This is a genomic window from Pedosphaera parvula Ellin514, assembly GCF_000172555.1.
In the GTDB taxonomy this organism is placed as follows: Bacteria; Verrucomicrobiota; Verrucomicrobiia; order Limisphaerales; family Pedosphaeraceae; genus Pedosphaera.
The window spans coordinates 112,300-131,345 of record NZ_ABOX02000004.1 but is presented as its reverse complement, the minus strand read 5'-3'; the positions used below and the strand labels follow the sequence as shown (position 1 = coordinate 131,345).

General features: G+C 51.0%; 22 protein-coding genes and 1 pseudogene. 7 read left to right on the top strand and 16 right to left on the bottom strand.

Features of this window, described 5'->3' with window-relative positions:
- Positions 1-242 precede the first annotated feature (242 nt).
- A complete protein-coding gene (locus tag CFLAV_RS04400; RefSeq protein ID WP_007413426.1) occupies positions 243-725 on the top strand; it encodes an SET domain-containing protein in 483 nt (160 codons plus the stop codon).
- On the opposite strand, the gene CFLAV_RS04395 is transcribed toward CFLAV_RS04400, so the two are convergent.
- The 3 genes from CFLAV_RS04395 to CFLAV_RS04385 form a co-directional block, all read right to left on the bottom strand.
- Positions 719-1,807: a M48 family metallopeptidase gene (locus tag CFLAV_RS04395; protein ID WP_150107267.1), complete on the bottom strand. Its 1,089-nt coding sequence runs from the start codon at positions 1,805-1,807 to the stop codon at positions 719-721. The two genes, CFLAV_RS04400 and CFLAV_RS04395, sit on opposite strands and share 7 nt — an antisense overlap.
- Positions 1,808-1,920: 113 nt before the next feature.
- Complete coding sequence (locus CFLAV_RS04390) at positions 1,921-2,985, bottom strand: serine hydrolase domain-containing protein (RefSeq protein WP_007413424.1); 1,065 nt, start codon at positions 2,983-2,985, stop codon at positions 1,921-1,923.
- 132 nt (positions 2,986-3,117) lie between these two features.
- Positions 3,118-3,528 (bottom strand): rhodanese-like domain-containing protein, encoded by a 411-nt coding sequence (locus tag CFLAV_RS04385; RefSeq protein WP_007413423.1) that lies wholly within the window; start codon positions 3,526-3,528, stop codon positions 3,118-3,120.
- Positions 3,529-3,640: 112 nt separating this feature from the next.
- Here CFLAV_RS04385 and CFLAV_RS31825 point away from each other — a divergent pair, with 112 nt between their 5' ends.
- A complete protein-coding gene (locus tag CFLAV_RS31825; protein ID WP_007413422.1) occupies positions 3,641-4,909 on the top strand; it encodes a hypothetical protein in 1,269 nt (422 codons plus the stop codon).
- A gap of 85 nt (positions 4,910-4,994) precedes the next feature.
- The gene (locus CFLAV_RS04375) at positions 4,995-5,546 is read left to right on the top strand and encodes a hypothetical protein (protein WP_007413421.1); all 552 of its coding nucleotides are present in this window, start codon (positions 4,995-4,997) and stop codon (positions 5,544-5,546) included.
- 23 nt (positions 5,547-5,569) lie between these two features.
- Here the strand turns inward: CFLAV_RS04375 and CFLAV_RS04370 are convergent, their stop codons facing one another.
- From CFLAV_RS04370 to CFLAV_RS04325, 9 genes and pseudogenes are all read right to left on the bottom strand, one after another.
- Positions 5,570-5,851, bottom strand: coding sequence for a DUF3237 domain-containing protein (locus tag CFLAV_RS04370; RefSeq protein ID WP_050785624.1), 282 nt, complete (start codon positions 5,849-5,851; stop codon positions 5,570-5,572).
- 15 nt (positions 5,852-5,866) lie between these two features.
- Positions 5,867-6,208 (bottom strand): DUF6869 domain-containing protein, encoded by a 342-nt coding sequence (locus CFLAV_RS04365; protein ID WP_007413419.1) that lies wholly within the window; start codon positions 6,206-6,208, stop codon positions 5,867-5,869.
- A 109-nt stretch (positions 6,209-6,317) separates the two neighbouring features.
- Positions 6,318-6,533: pseudogene (locus CFLAV_RS04360) on the bottom strand (tautomerase family protein); the annotation flags it as partial.
- Between the two features lie 613 nt (positions 6,534-7,146).
- Positions 7,147-7,548, bottom strand: coding sequence for a hypothetical protein (locus tag CFLAV_RS04350; RefSeq protein ID WP_007413416.1), 402 nt, complete (start codon positions 7,546-7,548; stop codon positions 7,147-7,149).
- A 40-nt stretch (positions 7,549-7,588) separates the two neighbouring features.
- The gene (locus tag CFLAV_RS04345) at positions 7,589-8,149 is read right to left on the bottom strand and encodes a hypothetical protein (RefSeq protein WP_007413415.1); all 561 of its coding nucleotides are present in this window, start codon (positions 8,147-8,149) and stop codon (positions 7,589-7,591) included.
- A gap of 159 nt (positions 8,150-8,308) precedes the next feature.
- Positions 8,309-8,626 carry a hypothetical protein gene (locus CFLAV_RS04340; protein ID WP_007413414.1) on the bottom strand — a complete coding sequence of 106 codons (318 nt, stop codon included), beginning with the start codon at positions 8,624-8,626 and terminating at the stop codon, positions 8,309-8,311.
- 11 nt (positions 8,627-8,637) lie between these two features.
- Entirely contained in the window at positions 8,638-8,901 is a 264-nt protein-coding gene (locus tag CFLAV_RS04335) for a hypothetical protein (protein WP_040546914.1), read from the bottom strand.
- Positions 8,902-9,042: 141 nt separating this feature from the next.
- Positions 9,043-9,522, bottom strand: a complete 480-nt coding sequence (locus CFLAV_RS04330; RefSeq protein WP_007413412.1) for a GNAT family N-acetyltransferase — start codon at positions 9,520-9,522, stop codon at positions 9,043-9,045.
- Positions 9,519-10,256: an alpha/beta hydrolase gene (locus CFLAV_RS04325; RefSeq protein ID WP_040546993.1), complete on the bottom strand. Its 738-nt coding sequence runs from the start codon at positions 10,254-10,256 to the stop codon at positions 9,519-9,521. Before CFLAV_RS04325 ends, CFLAV_RS04330 begins: the two co-directional genes overlap by 4 nt.
- A gap of 349 nt (positions 10,257-10,605) precedes the next feature.
- On the opposite strand from CFLAV_RS04325, the gene CFLAV_RS31820 reads away from it, so the two are divergent.
- On the top strand, positions 10,606-12,648 hold the full coding sequence (locus tag CFLAV_RS31820) for a SpoIIE family protein phosphatase (RefSeq protein ID WP_007413410.1): 2,043 nt from the start codon (positions 10,606-10,608) through the stop codon (positions 12,646-12,648).
- Positions 12,649-12,663: 15 nt separating this feature from the next.
- On the opposite strand, the gene CFLAV_RS04315 is transcribed toward CFLAV_RS31820, so the two are convergent.
- The 4 genes from CFLAV_RS04315 to CFLAV_RS04300 form a co-directional block, all read right to left on the bottom strand.
- Positions 12,664-13,041 (bottom strand): RNA-binding S4 domain-containing protein, encoded by a 378-nt coding sequence (locus CFLAV_RS04315; protein WP_007413409.1) that lies wholly within the window; start codon positions 13,039-13,041, stop codon positions 12,664-12,666.
- A gap of 32 nt (positions 13,042-13,073) precedes the next feature.
- Entirely contained in the window at positions 13,074-13,985 is a 912-nt protein-coding gene (locus tag CFLAV_RS04310; protein WP_007413408.1) for a metallophosphoesterase family protein, read from the bottom strand.
- A gap of 73 nt (positions 13,986-14,058) precedes the next feature.
- Complete coding sequence (locus CFLAV_RS04305; RefSeq protein WP_007413407.1) at positions 14,059-14,919, bottom strand: DUF1573 domain-containing protein; 861 nt, start codon at positions 14,917-14,919, stop codon at positions 14,059-14,061.
- 189 nt (positions 14,920-15,108) lie between these two features.
- Positions 15,109-16,020 carry a type II secretion system protein gene (locus CFLAV_RS04300; RefSeq protein ID WP_007413406.1) on the bottom strand — a complete coding sequence of 304 codons (912 nt, stop codon included), beginning with the start codon at positions 16,018-16,020 and terminating at the stop codon, positions 15,109-15,111.
- 297 nt (positions 16,021-16,317) lie between these two features.
- On the opposite strand from CFLAV_RS04300, the gene CFLAV_RS04295 reads away from it, so the two are divergent.
- The 3 genes from CFLAV_RS04295 (at position 16,318) to CFLAV_RS04285 (ending at position 19,039) form a co-directional block, all read left to right on the top strand.
- Positions 16,318-17,097: an RNA polymerase sigma factor gene (locus CFLAV_RS04295; RefSeq protein ID WP_341849384.1), complete on the top strand. Its 780-nt coding sequence runs from the start codon at positions 16,318-16,320 to the stop codon at positions 17,095-17,097.
- On the top strand, positions 17,084-17,824 hold the full coding sequence (locus tag CFLAV_RS04290) for a hypothetical protein (protein WP_007413404.1): 741 nt from the start codon (positions 17,084-17,086) through the stop codon (positions 17,822-17,824). Before CFLAV_RS04295 ends, CFLAV_RS04290 begins: the two co-directional genes overlap by 14 nt.
- A 195-nt stretch (positions 17,825-18,019) precedes the next feature.
- The gene (locus CFLAV_RS04285; protein WP_007413403.1) at positions 18,020-19,039 is read left to right on the top strand and encodes a hypothetical protein; all 1,020 of its coding nucleotides are present in this window, start codon (positions 18,020-18,022) and stop codon (positions 19,037-19,039) included.
- Positions 19,040-19,046 lie beyond the last annotated feature (7 nt).

The window sequence follows — 19,046 nt, the reverse complement described above, 5'->3', positions numbered from 1 at the left end:
TGAAATTTGAGCAGTGCTATCCACTAGTGGATATTTTTTTCCGCACATACAGTTTTATGGATTAATGAGCAATGTTTACCAGTCTTCCATGGATAAAGCAACTGCGCTTCGCCTGTCGAAATATCTGTTTTATTTTGGAGTGAGAACGGGCGAGGCTATTTCCAGGAGAGCTCGGAGAAATCGAGTTGTCAAAAGAGCCCTCAGTTGCTATTTCCACGGAGTTTGTCAGAGTAAGCCCATTGATGCAAACGAGTGATCTAATTGAGTTCAGGAATTCCGGTATTCACGGCATGGGGGGATTTGCCCTCGTGGATATCAAGGAAGGAGCCAAGGTCATTGAATATGTTGGCCGGCTGATCGACAAGGAGGAGTCGCTCCGGCAATGCGAGCTGGATAACCCTTTTATTTTCACCATCAATGTAACGCACGATCTGGATGGGAATGTGGACTGGAATCCGGCGCGATTTTTAAATCATAGTTGTGCGCCGAATTGTGAGGCGCAGGATGAAGAGGGTCGAATCTGGATTGTGGCCAGCCGGGATATCAAGCAGGGCGAGGAGATCACGTTTAATTACAATTACGATCTGGAGGATTACAAGGAACATCCGTGTTGCTGTGGGGCGCCGAAATGTGTGGGTTATATCGTGGCAGAGGAATTTTTTCCCGACCTGGAAAAGAAAAAGGCGTTGAGCGAGAGCCTGGGAGCGAGTGAGAGCTCTCAATAATCGGTAAGTTCCACGAAGCCGGTTTTTTGCTTTAGCGAGCGCCAGTTGGATTCCAGCCGGTCGATACGATCCTGAGTGGAAGGGTGGGTGCTGAGAATGGAGGAGGTATTGACGTGATTTCGGTCCTCGTATTCCTTCAATTTTTCCATGGTTTCAATCAGTCCGCGCGGGTTGATGTGAGCCTTGACGAGATATTTCCAGGCATCTTCATCCGCTTCATGTTCAAAATCCTTGGAAAACGTGCGGCCGACCAGGAATTGCGAGCTGAGCACGACCATGCCTATGGTGCCGCTTTGTTTGCCGAAGATACTGCTCAACACGCGGGCTGGTCCCTGATCCGCGATAATGCTGCGGAGAATATGTTTTTCGTTAATGTGACCCATCTCGTGCGCGAGAGTTCCGGCAATTTCCTCGGGTGTATTCAGCAGATCGAACATGCCGCGCGTGAAGAACACGTGTCCGGGTATGGACATGGCGTTGGGGATGTCGGTGTCCAGGATGTGAAATTGAACCGTGACGTTGGTATCAGGCATGCCTTGGCGGAGCCTGGCATAGAGCGTTTCCAAGCGCGCCATCAACTTCGGATCATCCACAACGGCGAATCTTTTTTGCACTTCCTTCAAGGCAGTGGCGCCCAAACTTTTTTCGACATCGGGCGGCATCCGATTGACCACATGGCGGACCATTTGGCCCATACCCCACGAGACGCAAAATGCGGCAAGGAAAAAGAAGAGAATAAACGCAGCGGTGATAATGATGGTCTTGCGGAGATACTTGCGACCGAAGATTTCGTTGGCTTGAACGCGCAGGTGATGGTTGCTGGAGAAGGCGTAGTCCTTCAGAATGTCGAAATCCAGAGTGTAGAGGGACCATTCGGGATCATTAACCCGATCGAAGTAAAGGCGAGCATCGTCGCCCTGGCCAACGCGGATGGTTAGTTCGTTCAGCGGAATATCCAGCCTGGCCAGATCCGATTCGAAGCGGAGTGTGAATTGCGTGAAGGTAATGAGACCGGCAGCCGTTTCCGATCCCAGGCTGGGATGATAGGCATTGGCGGAGTAGCTGAGACGTTCCTTCTTCACAGCATTCAGCTTAGGCGGAGGGCCGCGAAATTGCAGCACAAAACTACACTCAGCAAGTTGATGGCCGAAATCTGGCGAAGTGCCGCAGGGGAGGGAACTTAAGGTTTGTGGGGCTATTTCGCCGCCACCGTGTCCTCGAAGTAAAGTTTGGCAACTTTCTTCGCGATGGATGAGGCCAGGCCGGTTTCGTCGGCGTTGGTGAGAATGATTATGGCCAGCTTATCCTCCGGAAAGCGTTGGATGGTGGCGGAGAAGCCGGAGGTGGCTCCGCCGTGCCCGATGTTTTTGTGATTGTCCAGTGGATCAAGGAACCAGCCAAAGCCGTAGTTCTGGATTTTTCCGTTGTTCAGCTTCATCGGAGTCCACCAGAGTTGCCGGCTGGTGGCATTCAGGAATTTGTCTCCATCCAGAGCTGCATTCCACTTGCTGATGTCCTCCACTGTGGAGACGATGGCACCGGCGGAAAAGATGTCCGTAATATCATAGTCGCGGTTGACGTGTTTGCCCTTGATGAGTTCGTAACCGGCGGCGCGATGAGGGAGAATGACTCCGGGATTGCGACTGGTGGTGGAGGTCATCTGCAGAGGGGTGAAGATGCGTTCCTGGATGAAGTCCCAATATTTTTTGCCACTCGCATTTTCCACGATGAAGCCGAGCAGGTTGTAGCCAGTGTTGCAATAGGAGAAGGCGTCTCCCGGTTGGAAGGAGAGAGGGACGGTGCTCATTTTCTCGATGAACTGCTCTTGGGTGAGGTGTTTGGAGAACTCAAACCCGTCCATGACTGTATAGTTTTTGATGCCGGAGGTGTGAGTGAGCAAATGGCGAATGGTAATATTCGACCAGGCGGCGGGAGTGTTTTTGAGATGCTGAGAAATTTTGTCGTCCACAGAAAGCTTCCCATCCTCCGCGAGCAGCAGAATGCAGGCGGCGGTGAATTGTTTGGTCATGGAACCGATTTCAAAGACTGTATCCTTGGTGGCGGGGACATTCCATTCCAGGTTGGCGAGACCGTAGCTTTCGGTCTTCAGTTCCTTTCCATCCTTCAAGACTCTCATGGAGAGTCCGGCAACGTGGTGATTTTGCATTTCCGCTTTGATCAGGTCATCGATCTTGTCGGCAAAGGTGGCGGGCGCGAGCGCCAGGCAAAGTAGAAAGCAGAGGAGTGAGGATCTCTTCATGCCTCTTTGATACTGTTAAGAAGCAATAATGCCAACGAGAAAACAAGGCAGGTTGAAAAAAGGCCTGAGTATCATTACTCAGGCTGTGTGCTTTAACTTTAAAGTCCGAAGCTGAAACAATTCAGCTTGTGCTCATTCATTTCTGAAGGCGAACATTCGATTGATTTGGGGTTTTTCGATTTCCAGATCCATATCCTGCCACGCCTTAAAACCGCCTTCCATTTCCATAACTGGAAAACCCTTGCTGGCAAACTCCACACCGGCGGTCGCCGCCAGATGGCAAACAGGATTGTAGCAATAAAGGACGTTGGTCCTGTCCTTGCTCAATCCTTCCAATGTTTCCCATCTTTCCTTCGGCAGATTTATGGCACCAGGAACATGGCCCTGGCGATAGTCCTCCTCTTCCCGGACGTCGATGACGTTAATGTTTTCGTGTTGTTTGATCATTCGCTCCAACTCCACCGGTCCGGTGGTGAAAGTGATTTTATCTTCAAAATACTTCTTCGCCTCGACCGGGTTGGGCATGGTTAATTTTGTAATCATAACTCGCCTCCCAATTGGTTGATTGTTTTGCGCTTTAGTTATTATCTCTCTCTATTAATAATTTAAACTTGCGGGGTTGCTTTTCAACCCTGGGCAAGGTTTTCTAAGTTGAATGCCATTACCACTCGTCCGATTTGCGGCGCTCTTAATTGCCTGCGCGACAGTCCTTCCCGTCGCGGGGAGTGAATTCATTCTCAGCTATTGGTGCGGCCCGCCGGATGGTCCTGATGTGGATGCGCGGTATGCGGAGGTGGCGGAGTGTGGTTTTAATTATGCCATGATTCCCTGCGCCGGGAATTCGCCTGAGAATACCCGGTCGATTCTGAATACGTGCGGCCGGCATGGCCTAAAATACATTTTGTATGATGCGCGGGTCATGGCTCGGGTCGCTCAGGATTCCGGATTTGCCACGAATCTGGACGCGGTCATCAGCGACTATGCAAAGCATCCGGGCATGGGCGGCTATTTCCTTGGGGATGAACCGGGGTCGGGTGCCTTTCCTGCCTTGGGAGCGGTAAACCAATATCTGCTTCAACATGATTCCAAGCATCTGCCATTCATCAACCTGCTCCCAAATTACGCGCCGCTCTGGGCCTTGGGGACTTCGAATTACGAAGAGCATGTGGAAAAGTATCTGGACATCGTGAAGCCTCGGTTGTTGAGCTTCGATCATTACGCCCTCCTGAATAATGACACGGTACGTCCGGAATATTTTGATAATTTGGAAGTCATTCGGCGGCAGGGGTTGAAACACCAAGTGCCATTTGGAGAAATATTTCTCGTGACACCGCATGGTTCCTATCGTGACCCGGGCGAAGCCGAGCTGCGCTGGCAGGCGAACACGGGTTTGGCATATGGTGCGACGGCGTTGATGTATTTCACTTATTGGACGCCAGATGACAACAGCGCCGATTTTCACAATGCGATGATTGATAAGCATGGAAATCGATTGCCACATTATGCGATGGTGAAGGCGCTCAACGTGGAATTATTGGTATTGGGCAAAGCGATGGCGAAGATGACTTCGACGGGTGTTTATCACACGGGTCCGGTGCCGACGGGCTGCAAAGGAGTGGAGACGAATTCACCCATCCAGGTGGTAAAAGGTGGGCCGTTGGTGATTGGTTTATTCCGGTGTCAGGATGGTTCGCGATGGGCGATAGTGGTGAATCGGGATGTGCATCATGCAACGGAGGTCTCGTTGGACATGGATCGAAAGATTGCAGGGTTGCAGCGGTTGGATGCGAAGACCGGGAAGCTCTCGGCGATCAAGATGCGCTCGCATCGGGTTGAATTTCCGTTGCCAGCGGGCGGGACGAGTTTGATGAAGTTGGAGAGTGTCAGACGTCTGGTTTCGCCGAAGGGTGCGGGATTTGAGTGATTCGCTAGCTGGTTTGGAATGTGACTGCCAAAGCTTGTCCGAAACTTGTCATACATCCCGGTGTAGTAATCACAGCAGTCGCGATATGTCCCAGAACGCCAGAAATACTTTTATTATAGCGGGATCGTGGTTCGTCACGATAGTTGCGTGGATAGTTCGTCCCAAGCCGGGTCTGCTGTTTCTGGCGATGTTTTTGTCCCTGGCCTTGATTGTTGTTGGATTCATCGGGTTTGTTACGGCCTTTACAGATTGGAGGAAGGAGCATTGGCGGTCATTTATTCCACTGGCCACCTGTGTTGTGGTCGTGGTGGTTGCGCCCGACCTTGGTAAAGGAATTCGCGACCTCATGTTCAGGTGGTCATTGCCCGGCTACGAAGCACTGATTCGTCGTATGGAGTCGGGCAATATCCAGGTAACAAAGGAATGGCGTGAGGTGGAGGAAGCTGAAGGATTGGTTCCTTACGGCGTTGCGGCGATGCGCGGGAGTAATGATTCCTTGATCGTGGAGTTTCGCTATGGTGCCGGATTTCCCGTCAAGCACTCGGCGTATGTGTATTGTTCGTCAGGTGTGATTGATCATTCTGAATATCAGCGTGGTCATGAGATCAAGTCCAAATGGTTTGAGGTTTCGGATTAACGTGTCCAGTGCAAACGCAGCAATTAAGCAGAGGACTTATTATCCCAAGGAAAGTCAACCCAGGCATCATCCTGAATCCGAAGAGGTATGTGCTCCGCTTTACACCAAACTACTAAATCCTCTTTCACGCGTTCCCACTGGTGCTTGGCCCAATCGGGAGCACCGGCTTCCCATTTCGGACGTGTTGGAAAATAGACAGTCAGAATACCCATCGTAAGTTCGATTATGAAACACCTTTCATCCATTGTGCAGACTAATTCTTCTTTCCATCTTGGCTGAAATTGAACTTTAGCTGAGGTAGTCATTTTTTGGTTTTCATCTTACCAAGACTTGCCTCCGCGTGCGGTTTGGACTCGTTGCCACAATGCAGGATCCATTTCTCTGCGCCATACGCCGCCAAGGAGATGAGCAAAAGAAGGACTTCGCTTTGCCTCGGCCTCAATTCGATCAATGAATTCCACTCCATGATGCGCCAGCAATGTCTCCAGAGGCCCAGCAGCCAGCAAGGCTAGTTGTTTATCGGTTAGCGCATGCTGCATAATTTTAAGTATTGCCTGCCAGGCCATCTCAGGGGCATCGAAAACGCCATCGCTCATTGTATAGTCCTCACCGCTGAGCCAGCTGGCGGCAAGCTCCTCAACTGTTGGTTGTGGCAAATCCATTGTGCGTCTTAATGTGAGCCACGGCGAGTTGGGGATGTCAACGGCGAAGGCGGGCGGATCGTGGTAGTCGCTGTTGGCCTCTGGAGGTTGTGGTGCGGCTGCCTTTGAATTTTCCTGCGGCCATGGCTTTTGCATCCTTTGTGGTCAGCGGGTTGCCGCCGAAACCCCAATCGCCACTCTTTACTTCTTCGATGATGACTACGGTAGCTGCACGCATGTTCTCGCCTTCGATCGAGACCATCGCGTCGGTGAGTTTGCGGACCATTTGTTGCTTTTGTGCGGGTGTGAAAACGCCTTCGAGCACTTTTACGTTTATTAATGGCATAAATATTTTCCTGTATCTTTATTCATGTTGGTGTGTTGAGTGATCGAGCGCGCGCAATTTACATGCGTGTGACGGTCTCTGAATTCTTCTCAACCTCCTAATATCCAAACCCAGTTATTGCCACCGCGAGTGGACAATTGAAACTAAAGCACTGTCTGAGCCAAAAGCAATGGTGAGTATGTGGAGGGGGGGTGATCCGGTTGAACAGGCTATTCATGACGTTTTATTTCACATAATTCGTGCTCGTTGGTGGCCCGGGTTGAGACTGTCTTTCCACAGACGGCTTATTCCCGAAAATCCAGTATCCAATCCAAAGTATTAGGAGAAGCAGCATCGGCGCGAAGACCACAGTGCCACAACCAAGTGGAACTGCTGCTGCTATCTTGAGAGTCTTGGACTTGGTTCGACGTCCCAGAATGAATAAACCAGCCGCTATGAGTGCGCAAACTGCAAAGACTGCGCCGGAAAAAAATAACAGGATGTAAAACTCTGGTTCTGGTGCGTCAGAAATTGTTTGTTGCATGAGGCTTTAGGAGCGCATGAAAGATGATTTGGTAAATGTAGCAAAATTGAGAGTCCATTTGCAAGGTGGACGGGAGAGTCCAAGACAGCTTCAACCAATGTCGTTATTGCGCAATGGCGGCAGTTTGGCTGGTGGATTGCGGTGGATGGGTTCTGGTGTTGTATCTTTTGAACGCTTTCTGGCCTTGGTTTTATCCTGGAAGCCGAAGATTAATATCAGAGGCATGGCGAAGAATAACCCTGCGAGACAGAGAGAGGCCACGATGATGATGGCCGCCACGGACGAACTATCATGTCCTTTTGCTTTAGCCAATGCGATGTTGGCCTGCACATAAAATACGACGGCAAATGTGCCAAGCAATATTCCACCCACTGCAGCCAGAGCGTCTGGAAGACCAAAAGCCCGCATGTTGACCAGCAAAAGGATGAGTATGAGTAACGAGACTGAAATGCCGAAGAGCTTGATGGCGTTATTTCGGTAACGAGTAATCATAATTCGCGTGGATGATGCTTAAAGCCGAATCGAGACAGATTCATTTTGCATTGGCTGGTTTCACTTTGAGACTGTTGATGATCTTGAGCATTGCCTGAAAGTCTTTGCCGTCCGCCTCGTCGGCAAAGAGGCTGACCACGCCGAGCATGTTATCGCCGGGTTGAACCTGGCCACTTCCCATGACTTTGTAATCACCCGGTTTTGCCGGTTTACCAACCAGGGAGGCATCGGTGAAAAGACAGTAGGCGCCATATCCAGTCTGTAGTGAGAAATCCTTCAGGTTTTGCTTTTTCTCGACCGATTCGGAGACGAGTTGTGTGGTGACGCGCAGCACATCCTTGCGGATGGTCTCCCTGTTCGGAACACCATTTGTAATATAGGCGAACGTTAGCAAACATTTCGCGTTCACATCGCTGCGCGGCTTGATGGCGAAGGCATAACCAATAGGGGTTCCACCATGGTCGTTCACGGCCCTGCCCTTGATGGTCCAGTCTTCAGGAGCGGTGATTGAAAGAGTTCCGTGTGTGCCCAGGTCAAACTCGGCGCCGTAGCTGGCAAGAACGAAGAGGACGATGCAGCAGATGTAAATGTGGATTTTCATATGATCACTTATTTCTCAAGCTGCTCCCGCAGCCCTTGGTTGGATCCAGATTACAGAGTCGGTTTCATTTCGCAATGTTCGAGATTGATTAAGGCCCCGCAGCATGTTTTCAGACAGGGCTTTTCCATTTCAAAAGTTAGAGAGTGTGCCTTGAAAATCTTAGGGGGCGTAATAGGTATCCAGTTCAAACATATGTGAGCCAATGCGCAGGCCATAAGCCCGACCACGGGTGATTTGACCGGTGGGATCGACCCAGCCCACGTTCATGAAAATGGCATTGGTATTAACATTCTGTGAACCGGACAGTTTTGAAATGCTCTGGATCAAAAAGCGGGAGCGGGTGTGTCCTATAGTGAAACTCGCCCTGGAGATGAAAAGCCAACCGAGCACCGCAATCAGAATAACGATAAGGCAGCTCCCGATAAGTAGCGCTGGATATTCCCTCGCGCTTTTTTTGATTGGATGGTCTTTGGGCATGGTTCGCGGCTTTAACAGACACGCCACTGATAAAAAATGTAAAGAAGGCCGAATGCAAGCCAGCCAAACGCCAGTATACGCAGCGCGGCAGTAAGAACAGGAGTGGGCCAACGGAACTGAAAGGCTAAATGGTTAAAGAGCAGCATCAGTGCTGCGACGCCGTTTGAGTATCGTTCGCCTGCAAAACCTGGAGAAAGTCTGAGCCGCCAACGAATATCGATTGCGAGCAACGAAAGGATGAGGGCGAGAAGCCCATATCGAAGCACGAGGTGCATTGCCTTTGTTGGTTCTGTGAGAGCGGCTCGGATATTCATGATGTATTGTAACTCCTACTGGCAAAATTCAGACATGGTTGGAGGAGCGTGTCAATTGAGAAGGGGAGTGAAAAGCTCGCTTGAAGTGGGATGGACACTTTGTCATGGATTTCCAATGCATTGCCTGGGAGTGCGAACGTAATAGATGTCCCATTCGTCCTCGGATGTTTTTACGAAGCCGTGGCGTTGGTAAAAGCGGTTGGACGGGCTGTCACGCAGGGCGCATAGATGGACGGACAGTTTGAGAGCATCGGATTGGGAGAGCACGTGGTGCATGACGTACGAACCGATGCCGCGCGACTGGTGGTGGGGATGAATATAAACGTGATCCAAGTGGAAGCCATCGCCAGCGGGTCGGAAGGTGTAGAAGCCGATGCGTTGAGCGTTCAGAAGGATGAACCTGGTGTGTTCGGGATAGAATGAGTTGCGGAGTCGTTGCCGAGCGCGGTCAGGATCGAAACGCCCGATGCGCTCCAGGCTTTCACGCATGGCGACAATACGAAGGTCTGCCAATTCGTCGAAATCTTCGGGAGTGACGCTGGAGAATTGGGGGTCGGTTGGGGATGTTGCGAATGATTTCATGGATTCCTGATCTCTACCTGACCAGTTCTCGACCAGTCGTTGTGGCCGCCGGGAATGCAGTGAAATTGTGCTGTAGGAATGCCACTGGCGAGTTTCCTGGCGTGCTCGATGGGGATTACGGTGTCTTGCTGGGCGCCGAATATTTCCACCGGTCCCTGGTAGTTTGAGAGTGAACGAACATTGTCCCACTTGGCTTCCAACAGCAAACTCACGGGAAGAACACTAACATGCTCGGCGGCGACAGACGCGAGCTTGTCGAACGGAACGACCAACACAATTTTTTCGGGAGGAGGGGATTGGGTTGCCAGCGTACAGGCTGGTCCACTGCCGATTGATTCGCCGATGATGCATACTGGAATGTTCGTGAATGTATCTCTGAGGAGTGTGTACGCTTCGGCTGCCGCAGCGTCGAAGGAGGCTCTTGATGGTTTGTCTCCACGTGTGCCGTAGCCGGGGTATTCCAGAATGAAAACGGAATCGTGCTCGGAGAAGGAGGGAAGGGCATAGATGCGGTCGGTTGCCTGACCTCCGTTGCCATGAAGCATCAGCCAGACATTTTCGGGGGGTTGCACCTGGCGAGAGTATCCGATTATTTTTCCTTCTGACCTCCAGGCGACAAGTCCGTTGTCACCATCGTGGTGGGTGGGGTAGAACAGAAAACTTCGCTGAATGGAGGTGCAGCCAACGAGCAACGGAAGGCAGGCTCCGAGAAGAATGGGGACCAGTTTTCGCATTGTTCCAAGCGAAGAGTAATTGAGCCTCATGGAGCGGAGGCTAATACGGTTTTTAAGTTTGCGGCAAGGGGTTTTCTGTCGCGGTGGTGTAAAATGTCCGTACCAGATAACAAATGTCGCTTCCAGATAATCAATCGGCTTTGACGTGGAAACGGCGTACGTGGTCGTTTGAAGCGCTGGATTTCAAGGCATTGGAGCAAAATCCTATACTCTTGCTTCGATGGGCAAATGCTGTCATTTTTGAGCAATGAAATGGACCGAAAAAACAGAGTGTACTGGGTGTTGCGGAATGGTTCCGTGCCTGGCGCTGGTGTTCGGTTCAGCGTGGTGTCTGGTCAATTGAGCTGTCATGGATTCCAACCTCATTAAAGTTCTGCTGATTGCCGATGACACTGATTTGGCGCGGCATATCCGGGACATTTTTGAGCAGGCGAAAGGGGCCAACTTCGATCTTATTTTTTCCGAGGAGCTGAACAACGGCTTGAAAATGTTGGACAGTGGAACCTTCTCACTGGTGCTGTTGGATTTGTTTTTTAAAAATGGAGCCAAGCTGGGCAACATCAAGACTGTGCAAGCGCACGCGCCTAAAATTCCCATCATCATCCTGGGATTGGTGGATGACGAGGCGGTGGCTCTGGATGCCGTGCATCAGGGGGCGCAGGATTACCTGGTGAAGAGCCAGATTAATCCGCAGTTGCTCGGACGGGCGACACGTTATGCGATTGAGCGCCAGCGTGCGGATGCGGCATTGATGGAGGCGGAGCAGAAGTATCACGGGATTTTTGATCACATTGTAGAGGGTATTTTTCAAACCACACCGGAAGGGATGTATCTCAGCGCGAACCCTGCATTGGCGCGCATTTATGGATATGCATCACCAGAAGAGTTGATGGCCGACGTGACGGACATTGGACGGAAACTTTATGTGGAATCCGGACGGCGGCAGGAATTCATCAAGATCATGCAGGAGCATGATACGGTAACCGATTTTGAATCGCGGATTTATCGGAAGGATGGAAGCATCATTTGGATCGCGGAGAATGTGCGGGCCATCCGGAATGCCCAAGGCAAGCTACAGTATTATGAGGGGACGGTGGAGGACATCACCCAGCGGCGTCAAGCCGAGGAGAAGTTGCGCACTTCCGAAGCTTTGTATCATTCGCTGGTGGAAACGTTGCCGCAAAATATTTTTCGCAAGGACCTGGAGGGTCGCTTCACATTCGTGAACCATCGGTTTTGTCAGACCATCGGCCGGAAGCCGGAAGAAATCATTGGCAAAACCGACGCGGACATATTCCTGGCTGAACTGGCGTCGAAATATCAGCGCGATGATCGACGGATACTTGATACGGGCAAGACGTTTGAAACCATTGAGCAGCATGTGGCATCGGGAAACGACAAGCTTTATGTGCAGGTGGTCAAAACTCCGTTGCGAGACATGCAGGGCAATGTGATTGGTTTGCAGGGAATTTTTTGGGATATTTCGGAACGGAAACGCGCCGAGGAGCAGATCCGCATGGCGACGGCTGAGTTGGCCCGCAGCCGTGAAGCGTTGCGCAAACGCAATGAGCAGATGGAGGACGATCTGAAGATGGCGCGTGAGATCCAACAAACGATGTTGCCCCAGGCCTATCCGATTTTTTTGAAGGAGGCGAATTCAAAGGAGAACCTGTTCCGGTTTAGTCATCGTTATTATCCCACCGGCGCGGTGGGAGGTGATTATTTCAATGTGATGGCTTTGTCGGAGAGTGAAGCGGGAGTATTTATTTGCGATGTGATGGGGCATGGTGTTCGTTCCGCCTTGATCGCGGCCATGGTCAGGGCATTGGTGGAGGAATTAAAGCCGGTGGCCGGTGATCCCGGAAAATTAATGACAAAGTTGAACCGGGATTTATGCGCGATTTTAAAGCACACGGGGTCACCCATGCTTACCACTGCGTTCTACATGGTGGCAGATGCGGCATCGGGCACGTTGCGATATGCGAATGCCGGGCATCCAAAGCCGTTGCTCATCCATCCCAACACCGGCGTGGTCGGATCTTTGACCAACAATGACGCCAAGGGAAAACCGGCGCTGGGGTTGTTTGAACAAAGCGTCTATACCACTTCTGTCTGTCCCATAAAGGAAGGGGAGGCGGTGATGCTGTTCACTGATGGCCTCTATGAAGTTGAAGGAGCGGACCAGCAACTTTATTCCCACGAGATGCTGGTCAATGCGGTGCGCAATCGCACAAAAATGCCGCTGAGTGAAATGTTTGATGATCTGCTGGCGGAGATACGGCAGTTTGCTTTAGGACAGGAATTCATGGACGATGTCTGCCTGGTGGGGGTGGAAATCGCGACCTTGAAGTCCCCGGTTGCAGCCCCGGCATTAGCGGCGAAGGAAAGTTAGTTTGAAGGAAATTGTCTAAAACAATTTTTCCATCGAGCGGCGATCTTTTTTGGTGGGACGCCCGGTTCCTTTCGGACGGTAGAACATCGGTTCCAGAACGAGTTCCTTGCGCTTTTCGTATTCGGAGGCGGGTGTCAAATCTTCCGCATGTTCCTTGACAGCTTGAGCACCGACTCTTTGGTGTAACAAGCCAAGGACTTTGACGGTGCGGGTGATGTCACCGGTCCTGGCTTCGATGACGTCGTTAATCCTGACTTCACGGGCAGGTTTAACCGGATGACCGCCCACACGGACATGGCCGCTGCGACACGCTGCCATGGCCAGGCTGCGGGTCTTGAAAAGTCGAACCGCCCATAACCACTTATCGATGCGAACGGATTGAGTAGCATCCATGAAAAAACCTACTCTATTTCACGAAGACGTCATCAGGCGCGCCACTTGAGATCGTGGGTTTCACCGTGCTGCGGATGGCTGCTATCGAGGCAGCGTAATTCCAGTTGCATGCCTTTTGACTGTAGAGAGGCGTGAACCCAGCCGTTGGGCTTGCCTTCCTTGAAGACGTAGGCGGTGGGAGGCAGGTTGATCAGGTGGATGCCGCTTGAATCCTGCTTCACTTCCCAGTCATGCGAGTGGCCGTAGAGGAGTGCTTTGACGTGCTTTCTCGGACGGATGATATCGAGGAGCTTATCCCCATCTTTGAGGCCGGAAGGTTTGCCTGAATTGTCGTTCAAATTATGATGAACAACGATCAGCGCTGGTTTCCTTTTGTTATCATCCAGGGCATGGGCCAGCCAGTCCAACTGCGCTTCGCCGATGAGTCCCGGTGTGGCGAGGGTTTGTTCCAGCGAATCCAGCACAAACCAGTTCGCGCGGGAGGAGCGGAGCAGGGAGACCTGATGGTCCGTTACCGGACGCTTGGCGGCCTTTGCTTCGGCAATGGCGTCCCAGAAATGTTCACGGTTATCGTGATTACCGAGAGTCAGATGAATGGGAATTCCGCCGGCTTGAACCGGTTGGAGCAACTCGGTAACGGTGGCGTAATCGGCACTTTCGCCGGAATTAAAAGCCAAATCTCCGCTAATCAACATGGCAGAATGGCGCCATTTGGGATCCAGAAGTTGTGTGGTTACCTGGGTGAAATTATCCGCCATGTTTATGCCTCGCCCAAGCTTCTTCCGATCTGCAGCAAGGTGGATGTCGGAAACGAGCGCCCAACTGTTTGGATCGGTATCCCGGCCTTTGGCAAAAAGATCACGACTGATTAAAAGTCCGGCTCCTGCAGCGAGGGTGCTCGCGAGAAACCGGCGGCGTGAAACGGGAGGCAGATGAATCGGCATGTTCGTGAACTGGATTAGGCGGTTGATTCAATATGACGCCAGGGCCAAGTGAAGGCACAAGTGTTCCAGACTATTAATTCTTCTGCCCGGAAGGAATTATATTATGGCTCGGGGTTGTGAGTTTCACCGGAGTGGCAGGAGGATTTGCGGGAATCGTTTCAGTCAAATACTTCGCCACGGAATCGATTTGTGCATCACTGAGTGGACCGCCCTGATTGACCGCAAAAGCAGGCATCATGCTTCCAGCCTTGCCTGTAGTCATCCATGCCTTCCAGTAATTGTAGTCCGTTGAATGATTTAAGGCATGCAAGCTGGGGACGGCGGTTGCACGGTTTTCAGAGTCGTGACAGATGCCGCAAGCCGCCGCGTATAATTCCTTGCCTTCTTTGCCCTTGGTTGGTTCGACATGGCAGCTGGCACAATCATTTCTGAATACTGCCTGCCGGTCAGCCAAGGCCATTTGTTGGTTGCGAGAGCGAGCCATTTCAGGGTTTTCCGCGATATTTACTTTTACCGTGAGAGTTTTGGGAGCATTGGTGGAAACCACAGTAACCGTCTTGAAAATAGTGCCAGATTTGCCGGCGAGGTTGACGGTGACGCCGACCTTTCCATCAGAGTGCGGTGGAAGCAGCCAAGGTTCGCTGGGCAACTTGGCCACTGTGCAACCGCAGGAGGTCATGACGCGGTCAATGACGACGAGGGATTCGGAAACGTTCGTTACGGCAAATGAAAAATCGGCGCTGGCCTGGCCATTGGTGGTTGAGAGTTCCTTCTGGAGGGAATCCCAAACCAACAATTCAGGTTTGGCAGGCGTTGCACTGATGGCTACTGGCTGTCCATGGGGAGGGGTATCAGCCCATACAGAGACAGTGAGCACACTTAAAATTAAAATGGCGCAAAAAGCGCCGATGGCCGAATTGTGATTTCGTGGCATAAATGCTTTCTAGAATGATTGGATATGTTAACAGTTCAGATCCAAATTGACGAGGACTTTTTAAGTTTGTAAGACTTGACATTAGCGCAAACATTTTCAGTGCCGGGAATGAGATTCTGAGATGACGACCCTACAGCTACGATCCTCGGGAAAAGAAATTCGACGCGGCCTTGGTGATGCCCGAGGCCTCTAGGGGTGTGGAGGCGGCGAGTTGTAAGTGGAACGCTCGACGCTCATCCGCCGGATAACCCAATCGAAATCAGCCCGATCAGTCGGATGGATGGTCATTGGCAACTGGGCGCCATCCTCCTTCGCAGGTCGTCTGGTTGAATCGTAGAGCCAGTAATGTAGTTCACTATGGCCATCAGCAAAGGAGAAGCTGCTGCCGCCATTGTGATAGGAAGCCGGGAGATCAATCCACTCCAATTCATAGGGATTTTCGACAAAGTACCCGTCATTGATGCTATCCGGATGTTCGTCCAAAAAGACAAAAGTCATCGAGGGATTTCTAATCTCCGATTCCTTCAGGTACTGCCGGTAGGTGGGATTGTTCACGTTGACGCCATTTTGAAGCAGGGCACCAGGATTGCCGATCATGGCATTCATCGATACACTGCGAACTCGAGAGTCCCATCCTGCGTTCCTTTGGCGATCGCTCAGAGCATTATCCGCCGGGCATTTGTAAACTTTTGAAGAAAAGCTGGCATAGGAACCCAACATCGAATTATTAACGAAGGAATTGTTGGTGTTGTCCGGACTAAGTTCCCAATCCATGATATTGTTCACCCAATTGGGCTCGTCACGGGGGGCAAAACCTTTGGTGTCAATCCTTCCTCCTAAATTGTAAACCAATTGATCGTTGTTATCCGAGGAATACATCTCCCAGGCAAACGACAACTGTTTGTTATTGCTCAGGCAAAAGATGGCCTGAGCACGTGACTTGGAGCGGGAGAGAGCGGGTAAAAGCATCGCGGCCAGAATCCCGATGACGGCAACCACAATCAAAAGCTCCATGAGCGTGAACCCCGTCCGTGACCGAGAATGGCTTTGGACTTGGTTCGCCTTGAATGCGTTTGACTTGATGGTGCAAACTAGTTGCATTGGATTACCATTAGTTGTCGCCGCTGAGTGGGATGCACATTACAACCTTGCTTTTAGAAAGTAAAGCAGTGTTTCTGAGGGTGAGTAGTGAGACTTAACCCCAAATCTGGCTCGAAACAACCGGAGAGCTTTTAGATCGAGAAGGGCCCACTTGAATTGCGATGCCTTCGAAGAGAAATCTGTCGCACGTGACAGGAATGAAGATTATGATCTAATATAGCAGGAGCCAAGGGTTTACGAAATCCAAATGCATGGGCATTTAGTGCCACATTGAACTTCTCGGTGAGGCCGAATGCTATGGAGATTCGTTTTACTGGCAACCGGGTTTTCATTAGAGTTCCCTTCTCAATCCATCCAGAACAAAATTGTGATTGGCAATTCGTTTCCAGTTTAAGAGGAATAAGAAAGCGGTCTTGTTCCACGCATATTTTTAATCTCGTCTCTCCTCTACACTTAGGGCACTCTTTCCGAAATGATCGGTTCCCCAGTGTTTTTGTTGGAACAAAGCCGTCCTCTAAAACTCATACCTGCGATGACAGTATGTCTGAGGTAATGGACTTTGAGAGCCTGGTGACTCTTTATTATGGGTCACTCTATCAATTCGCTTTCAGTCTCACACGGACAGAAGCGGACGCGTGTGATCTTACACAGCAGACATTTTACATATGGGCAAAAAAAGGGCACCAGCTGCGAGATGCAAGCAAAGTCAAAACCTGGCTGTTCACGACGTTGCATCGGGAGTTTTTGAATATGAGGCGGAAAGTTGTGCGTTTTCCGCATTATGAGCTGGGTGAAATGGATCATGAGTTACCGAGCATTTCTCCGGCGATGGTGAACGCGATTGATTCGGCCAGAGTAGTTGAATTGCTGGCACAGGTAGCTGAGCCTTATCACGCGCCATTATCTTTGTTTTACATGGAAGATTGTTCGTACAAGGAGATTGCTGAGATTCTCGATGTGCCACTCGGGACGGTTCAATCCCGTATCTCCCGAGGCATGAATCAACTGCAGCAGCTGATCTCAGAGGTGCATGCTTCTGGAAAAGCGGCAGGAAAGGAGGCACATGGAGAGCGCTGAGGCCAGGGAAATATTAAGACTTTACCGTCCAGGCAGCACGGATGCAACGGATCCTAAAGTGGCTGAAGCGTTGGAACTGGTTCGGAGAGATCCCGAGTTGGAGCAATGGTTTGAACAACATTGCGCGGTTTACCAGGCAGTTCAAGGAAAGCTGAAGGAGATTCCGGTGCCAGCCAACCTGAAACGGGATATTCTGCTGAATGCTCCCAAAGCCTCGCGCATCCTTCCTTTCAGGAACCCACCTCTCATTTTGCTGGCAATGGCAGCCATCGCAATGGCGATTGGGATTTGTTGGACATTGCTGGTTCCGAAATACCAGAACACTTTTCCTGGTTTCCGAGACAAAATGGCACGCACAGCGCAAAGAGGCTACAACATGTCCATGTTGAGCACCAACCTCACGGAAATTCGTGAATACCTGCGTAACAACCATGCGAATGCGGATTACGCACTGACAAAAACGATGGAGAAACTCCCAGGTGAAGGTTGCTCCATACTGCATTGGCACGGCAAGCAGGTTTCCATGGTATGTTTGAAGACCCTGGGCAAGAAGGACTTGTTTCTATTCGTTGCCAATCGCGATAACCTTCCGAATTTGCCACTTCCGGGCAAAATCCAATTCAGCCGTGTGCACAAATTAATGACTGCCAGCTGGATCAGTGGCGGCGAAGTCTATGTACTTGCCAGTCCTGGGGATGAAACAGAGCTAAGACAGTATTTGGACTAGCCGTTGTGGCAAAAGCAGGTTCCCCGAGCAATAATTCCCCTTTTCCCCGAAGCAGCAACCGTCGCCTTAAAATTGTTCGTAACTGAAATCAAGGGCCGGGCTCTTAAGAGATGGGTCTATTCTATCAATGTAAGTGTGCCTTGATTGTTTGGATGCCTTGGGCTCAAAGTCGACTTTTGTCCTGGAAAGATAAACATGAAAAAGACAGTGCTGAAGACACTTTTGCTGGCGTTGGCAGTTATACTGCTCTACGGGACATATCTTGCAGTGCGCGCTCACAGCAACCTGGTGACACTGAATGTTCATAACGCAGATGTGCGAGAGGTGGTGCGCAAAATCGAATGGCAGACATGGGAGAGCATTTTTGTGAATCAAGGAGTAGAGGGGAAAATTACGTTGAACGTTCATAAGGTACCGCTTGAGGAAGTTTTAAACATTATTCAGGAACAGGCTTCGTGCCGGTGGTCCGCTTATTACCCGCTTTATACGTCGGGCAAATCGCTGGTTTCATTTAAGAAATCCTTGCGAGGCGACGTGAATCCGTCCGAGGTGGGTTGGACCAATCTCGTGGCACGTTCTTTCGGAGGTTTTGGGCGAGGTGGACCTGGTGGACCGGGCGGGTGGGGAGGTGGAAACAATCCACCAAACGATAATGGCCTGATCACGATGCAGATCGCCAATAAAGATCTTGAGGTGGCGACCACGGCCCTGACTCGCTATGCTGAAGCCAAAATCGTCCCTGAGGATGGGACTGACGGGAAAGTGATGTTGGCTTTGAAAGATTCCACTTTTTCCAGAGCCATGGATTTGCTCAGCAAACAGGTGCACCGCAAGTGGACGAAATATTATGCGTTGCAGTCGTGGCGGGGAAACCGGCGTGGTGGTGATGTTGCTGACAATGGCACCAACGATTTCAACCGTTTTGAGCTCACGGATGAGCAGCGGGCAGCCATGGAAAAGCGGTTTCAGGAACAATTGGAAACCATGTCACCCGAGGAGCGGGCCAAGGCGGAGGAACGGCGTCAGCGCATGGAAGCGATGCGCAACATGAGTCCCGAAGATCGGCAGAAGATGTTCCAGCAAATGGCGCAAAGTCCTGAATTCAAAGCGCGAATGGAAAGTCGGATGATGAACGGAATTCTCAATTCCACCCCGGATCAACGGGTGGAACGCGCGCAAAGAGCGGCAGCGAGACAGGCGCGCAGGGGGCAGTGAACCAGAT

Coding starts and splice junctions, on each gene's coding strand:
- CFLAV_RS04400 (WP_007413426.1), top strand. CDS start 243: ATGCAAACGAGTGATCTAATTGAGTTCAGGAATTCCGGTATTCACGGC.
- CFLAV_RS04390 (WP_007413424.1), bottom strand. CDS start 2,985: ATGAAGAGATCCTCACTCCTCTGCTTTCTACTTTGCCTGGCGCTCGCG.
- CFLAV_RS04385 (WP_007413423.1), bottom strand. CDS start 3,528: ATGATTACAAAATTAACCATGCCCAACCCGGTCGAGGCGAAGAAGTAT.
- CFLAV_RS31825 (WP_007413422.1), top strand. CDS start 3,641: ATGCCATTACCACTCGTCCGATTTGCGGCGCTCTTAATTGCCTGCGCG.
- CFLAV_RS04375 (WP_007413421.1), top strand. CDS start 4,995: ATGTCCCAGAACGCCAGAAATACTTTTATTATAGCGGGATCGTGGTTC.
- CFLAV_RS04370 (WP_050785624.1), bottom strand. CDS start 5,851: ATGACTACCTCAGCTAAAGTTCAATTTCAGCCAAGATGGAAAGAAGAA.
- CFLAV_RS04365 (WP_007413419.1), bottom strand. CDS start 6,208: ATGGATTTGCCACAACCAACAGTTGAGGAGCTTGCCGCCAGCTGGCTC.
- CFLAV_RS04350 (WP_007413416.1), bottom strand. CDS start 7,548: ATGATTACTCGTTACCGAAATAACGCCATCAAGCTCTTCGGCATTTCA.
- CFLAV_RS04345 (WP_007413415.1), bottom strand. CDS start 8,149: ATGAAAATCCACATTTACATCTGCTGCATCGTCCTCTTCGTTCTTGCC.
- CFLAV_RS04340 (WP_007413414.1), bottom strand. CDS start 8,626: ATGCCCAAAGACCATCCAATCAAAAAAAGCGCGAGGGAATATCCAGCG.
- CFLAV_RS04335 (WP_040546914.1), bottom strand. CDS start 8,901: ATGCACCTCGTGCTTCGATATGGGCTTCTCGCCCTCATCCTTTCGTTG.
- CFLAV_RS04330 (WP_007413412.1), bottom strand. CDS start 9,522: ATGAAATCATTCGCAACATCCCCAACCGACCCCCAATTCTCCAGCGTC.
- CFLAV_RS04325 (WP_040546993.1), bottom strand. CDS start 10,256: ATGCGAAAACTGGTCCCCATTCTTCTCGGAGCCTGCCTTCCGTTGCTC.
- CFLAV_RS31820 (WP_007413410.1), top strand. CDS start 10,606: ATGGATTCCAACCTCATTAAAGTTCTGCTGATTGCCGATGACACTGAT.
- CFLAV_RS04315 (WP_007413409.1), bottom strand. CDS start 13,041: ATGGATGCTACTCAATCCGTTCGCATCGATAAGTGGTTATGGGCGGTT.
- CFLAV_RS04310 (WP_007413408.1), bottom strand. CDS start 13,985: ATGCCGATTCATCTGCCTCCCGTTTCACGCCGCCGGTTTCTCGCGAGC.
- CFLAV_RS04305 (WP_007413407.1), bottom strand. CDS start 14,919: ATGCCACGAAATCACAATTCGGCCATCGGCGCTTTTTGCGCCATTTTA.
- CFLAV_RS04300 (WP_007413406.1), bottom strand. CDS start 16,020: ATGCAACTAGTTTGCACCATCAAGTCAAACGCATTCAAGGCGAACCAA.
- CFLAV_RS04295 (WP_341849384.1), top strand. CDS start 16,318: ATGGAGATTCGTTTTACTGGCAACCGGGTTTTCATTAGAGTTCCCTTC.
- CFLAV_RS04290 (WP_007413404.1), top strand. CDS start 17,084: ATGGAGAGCGCTGAGGCCAGGGAAATATTAAGACTTTACCGTCCAGGC.
- CFLAV_RS04285 (WP_007413403.1), top strand. CDS start 18,020: ATGAAAAAGACAGTGCTGAAGACACTTTTGCTGGCGTTGGCAGTTATA.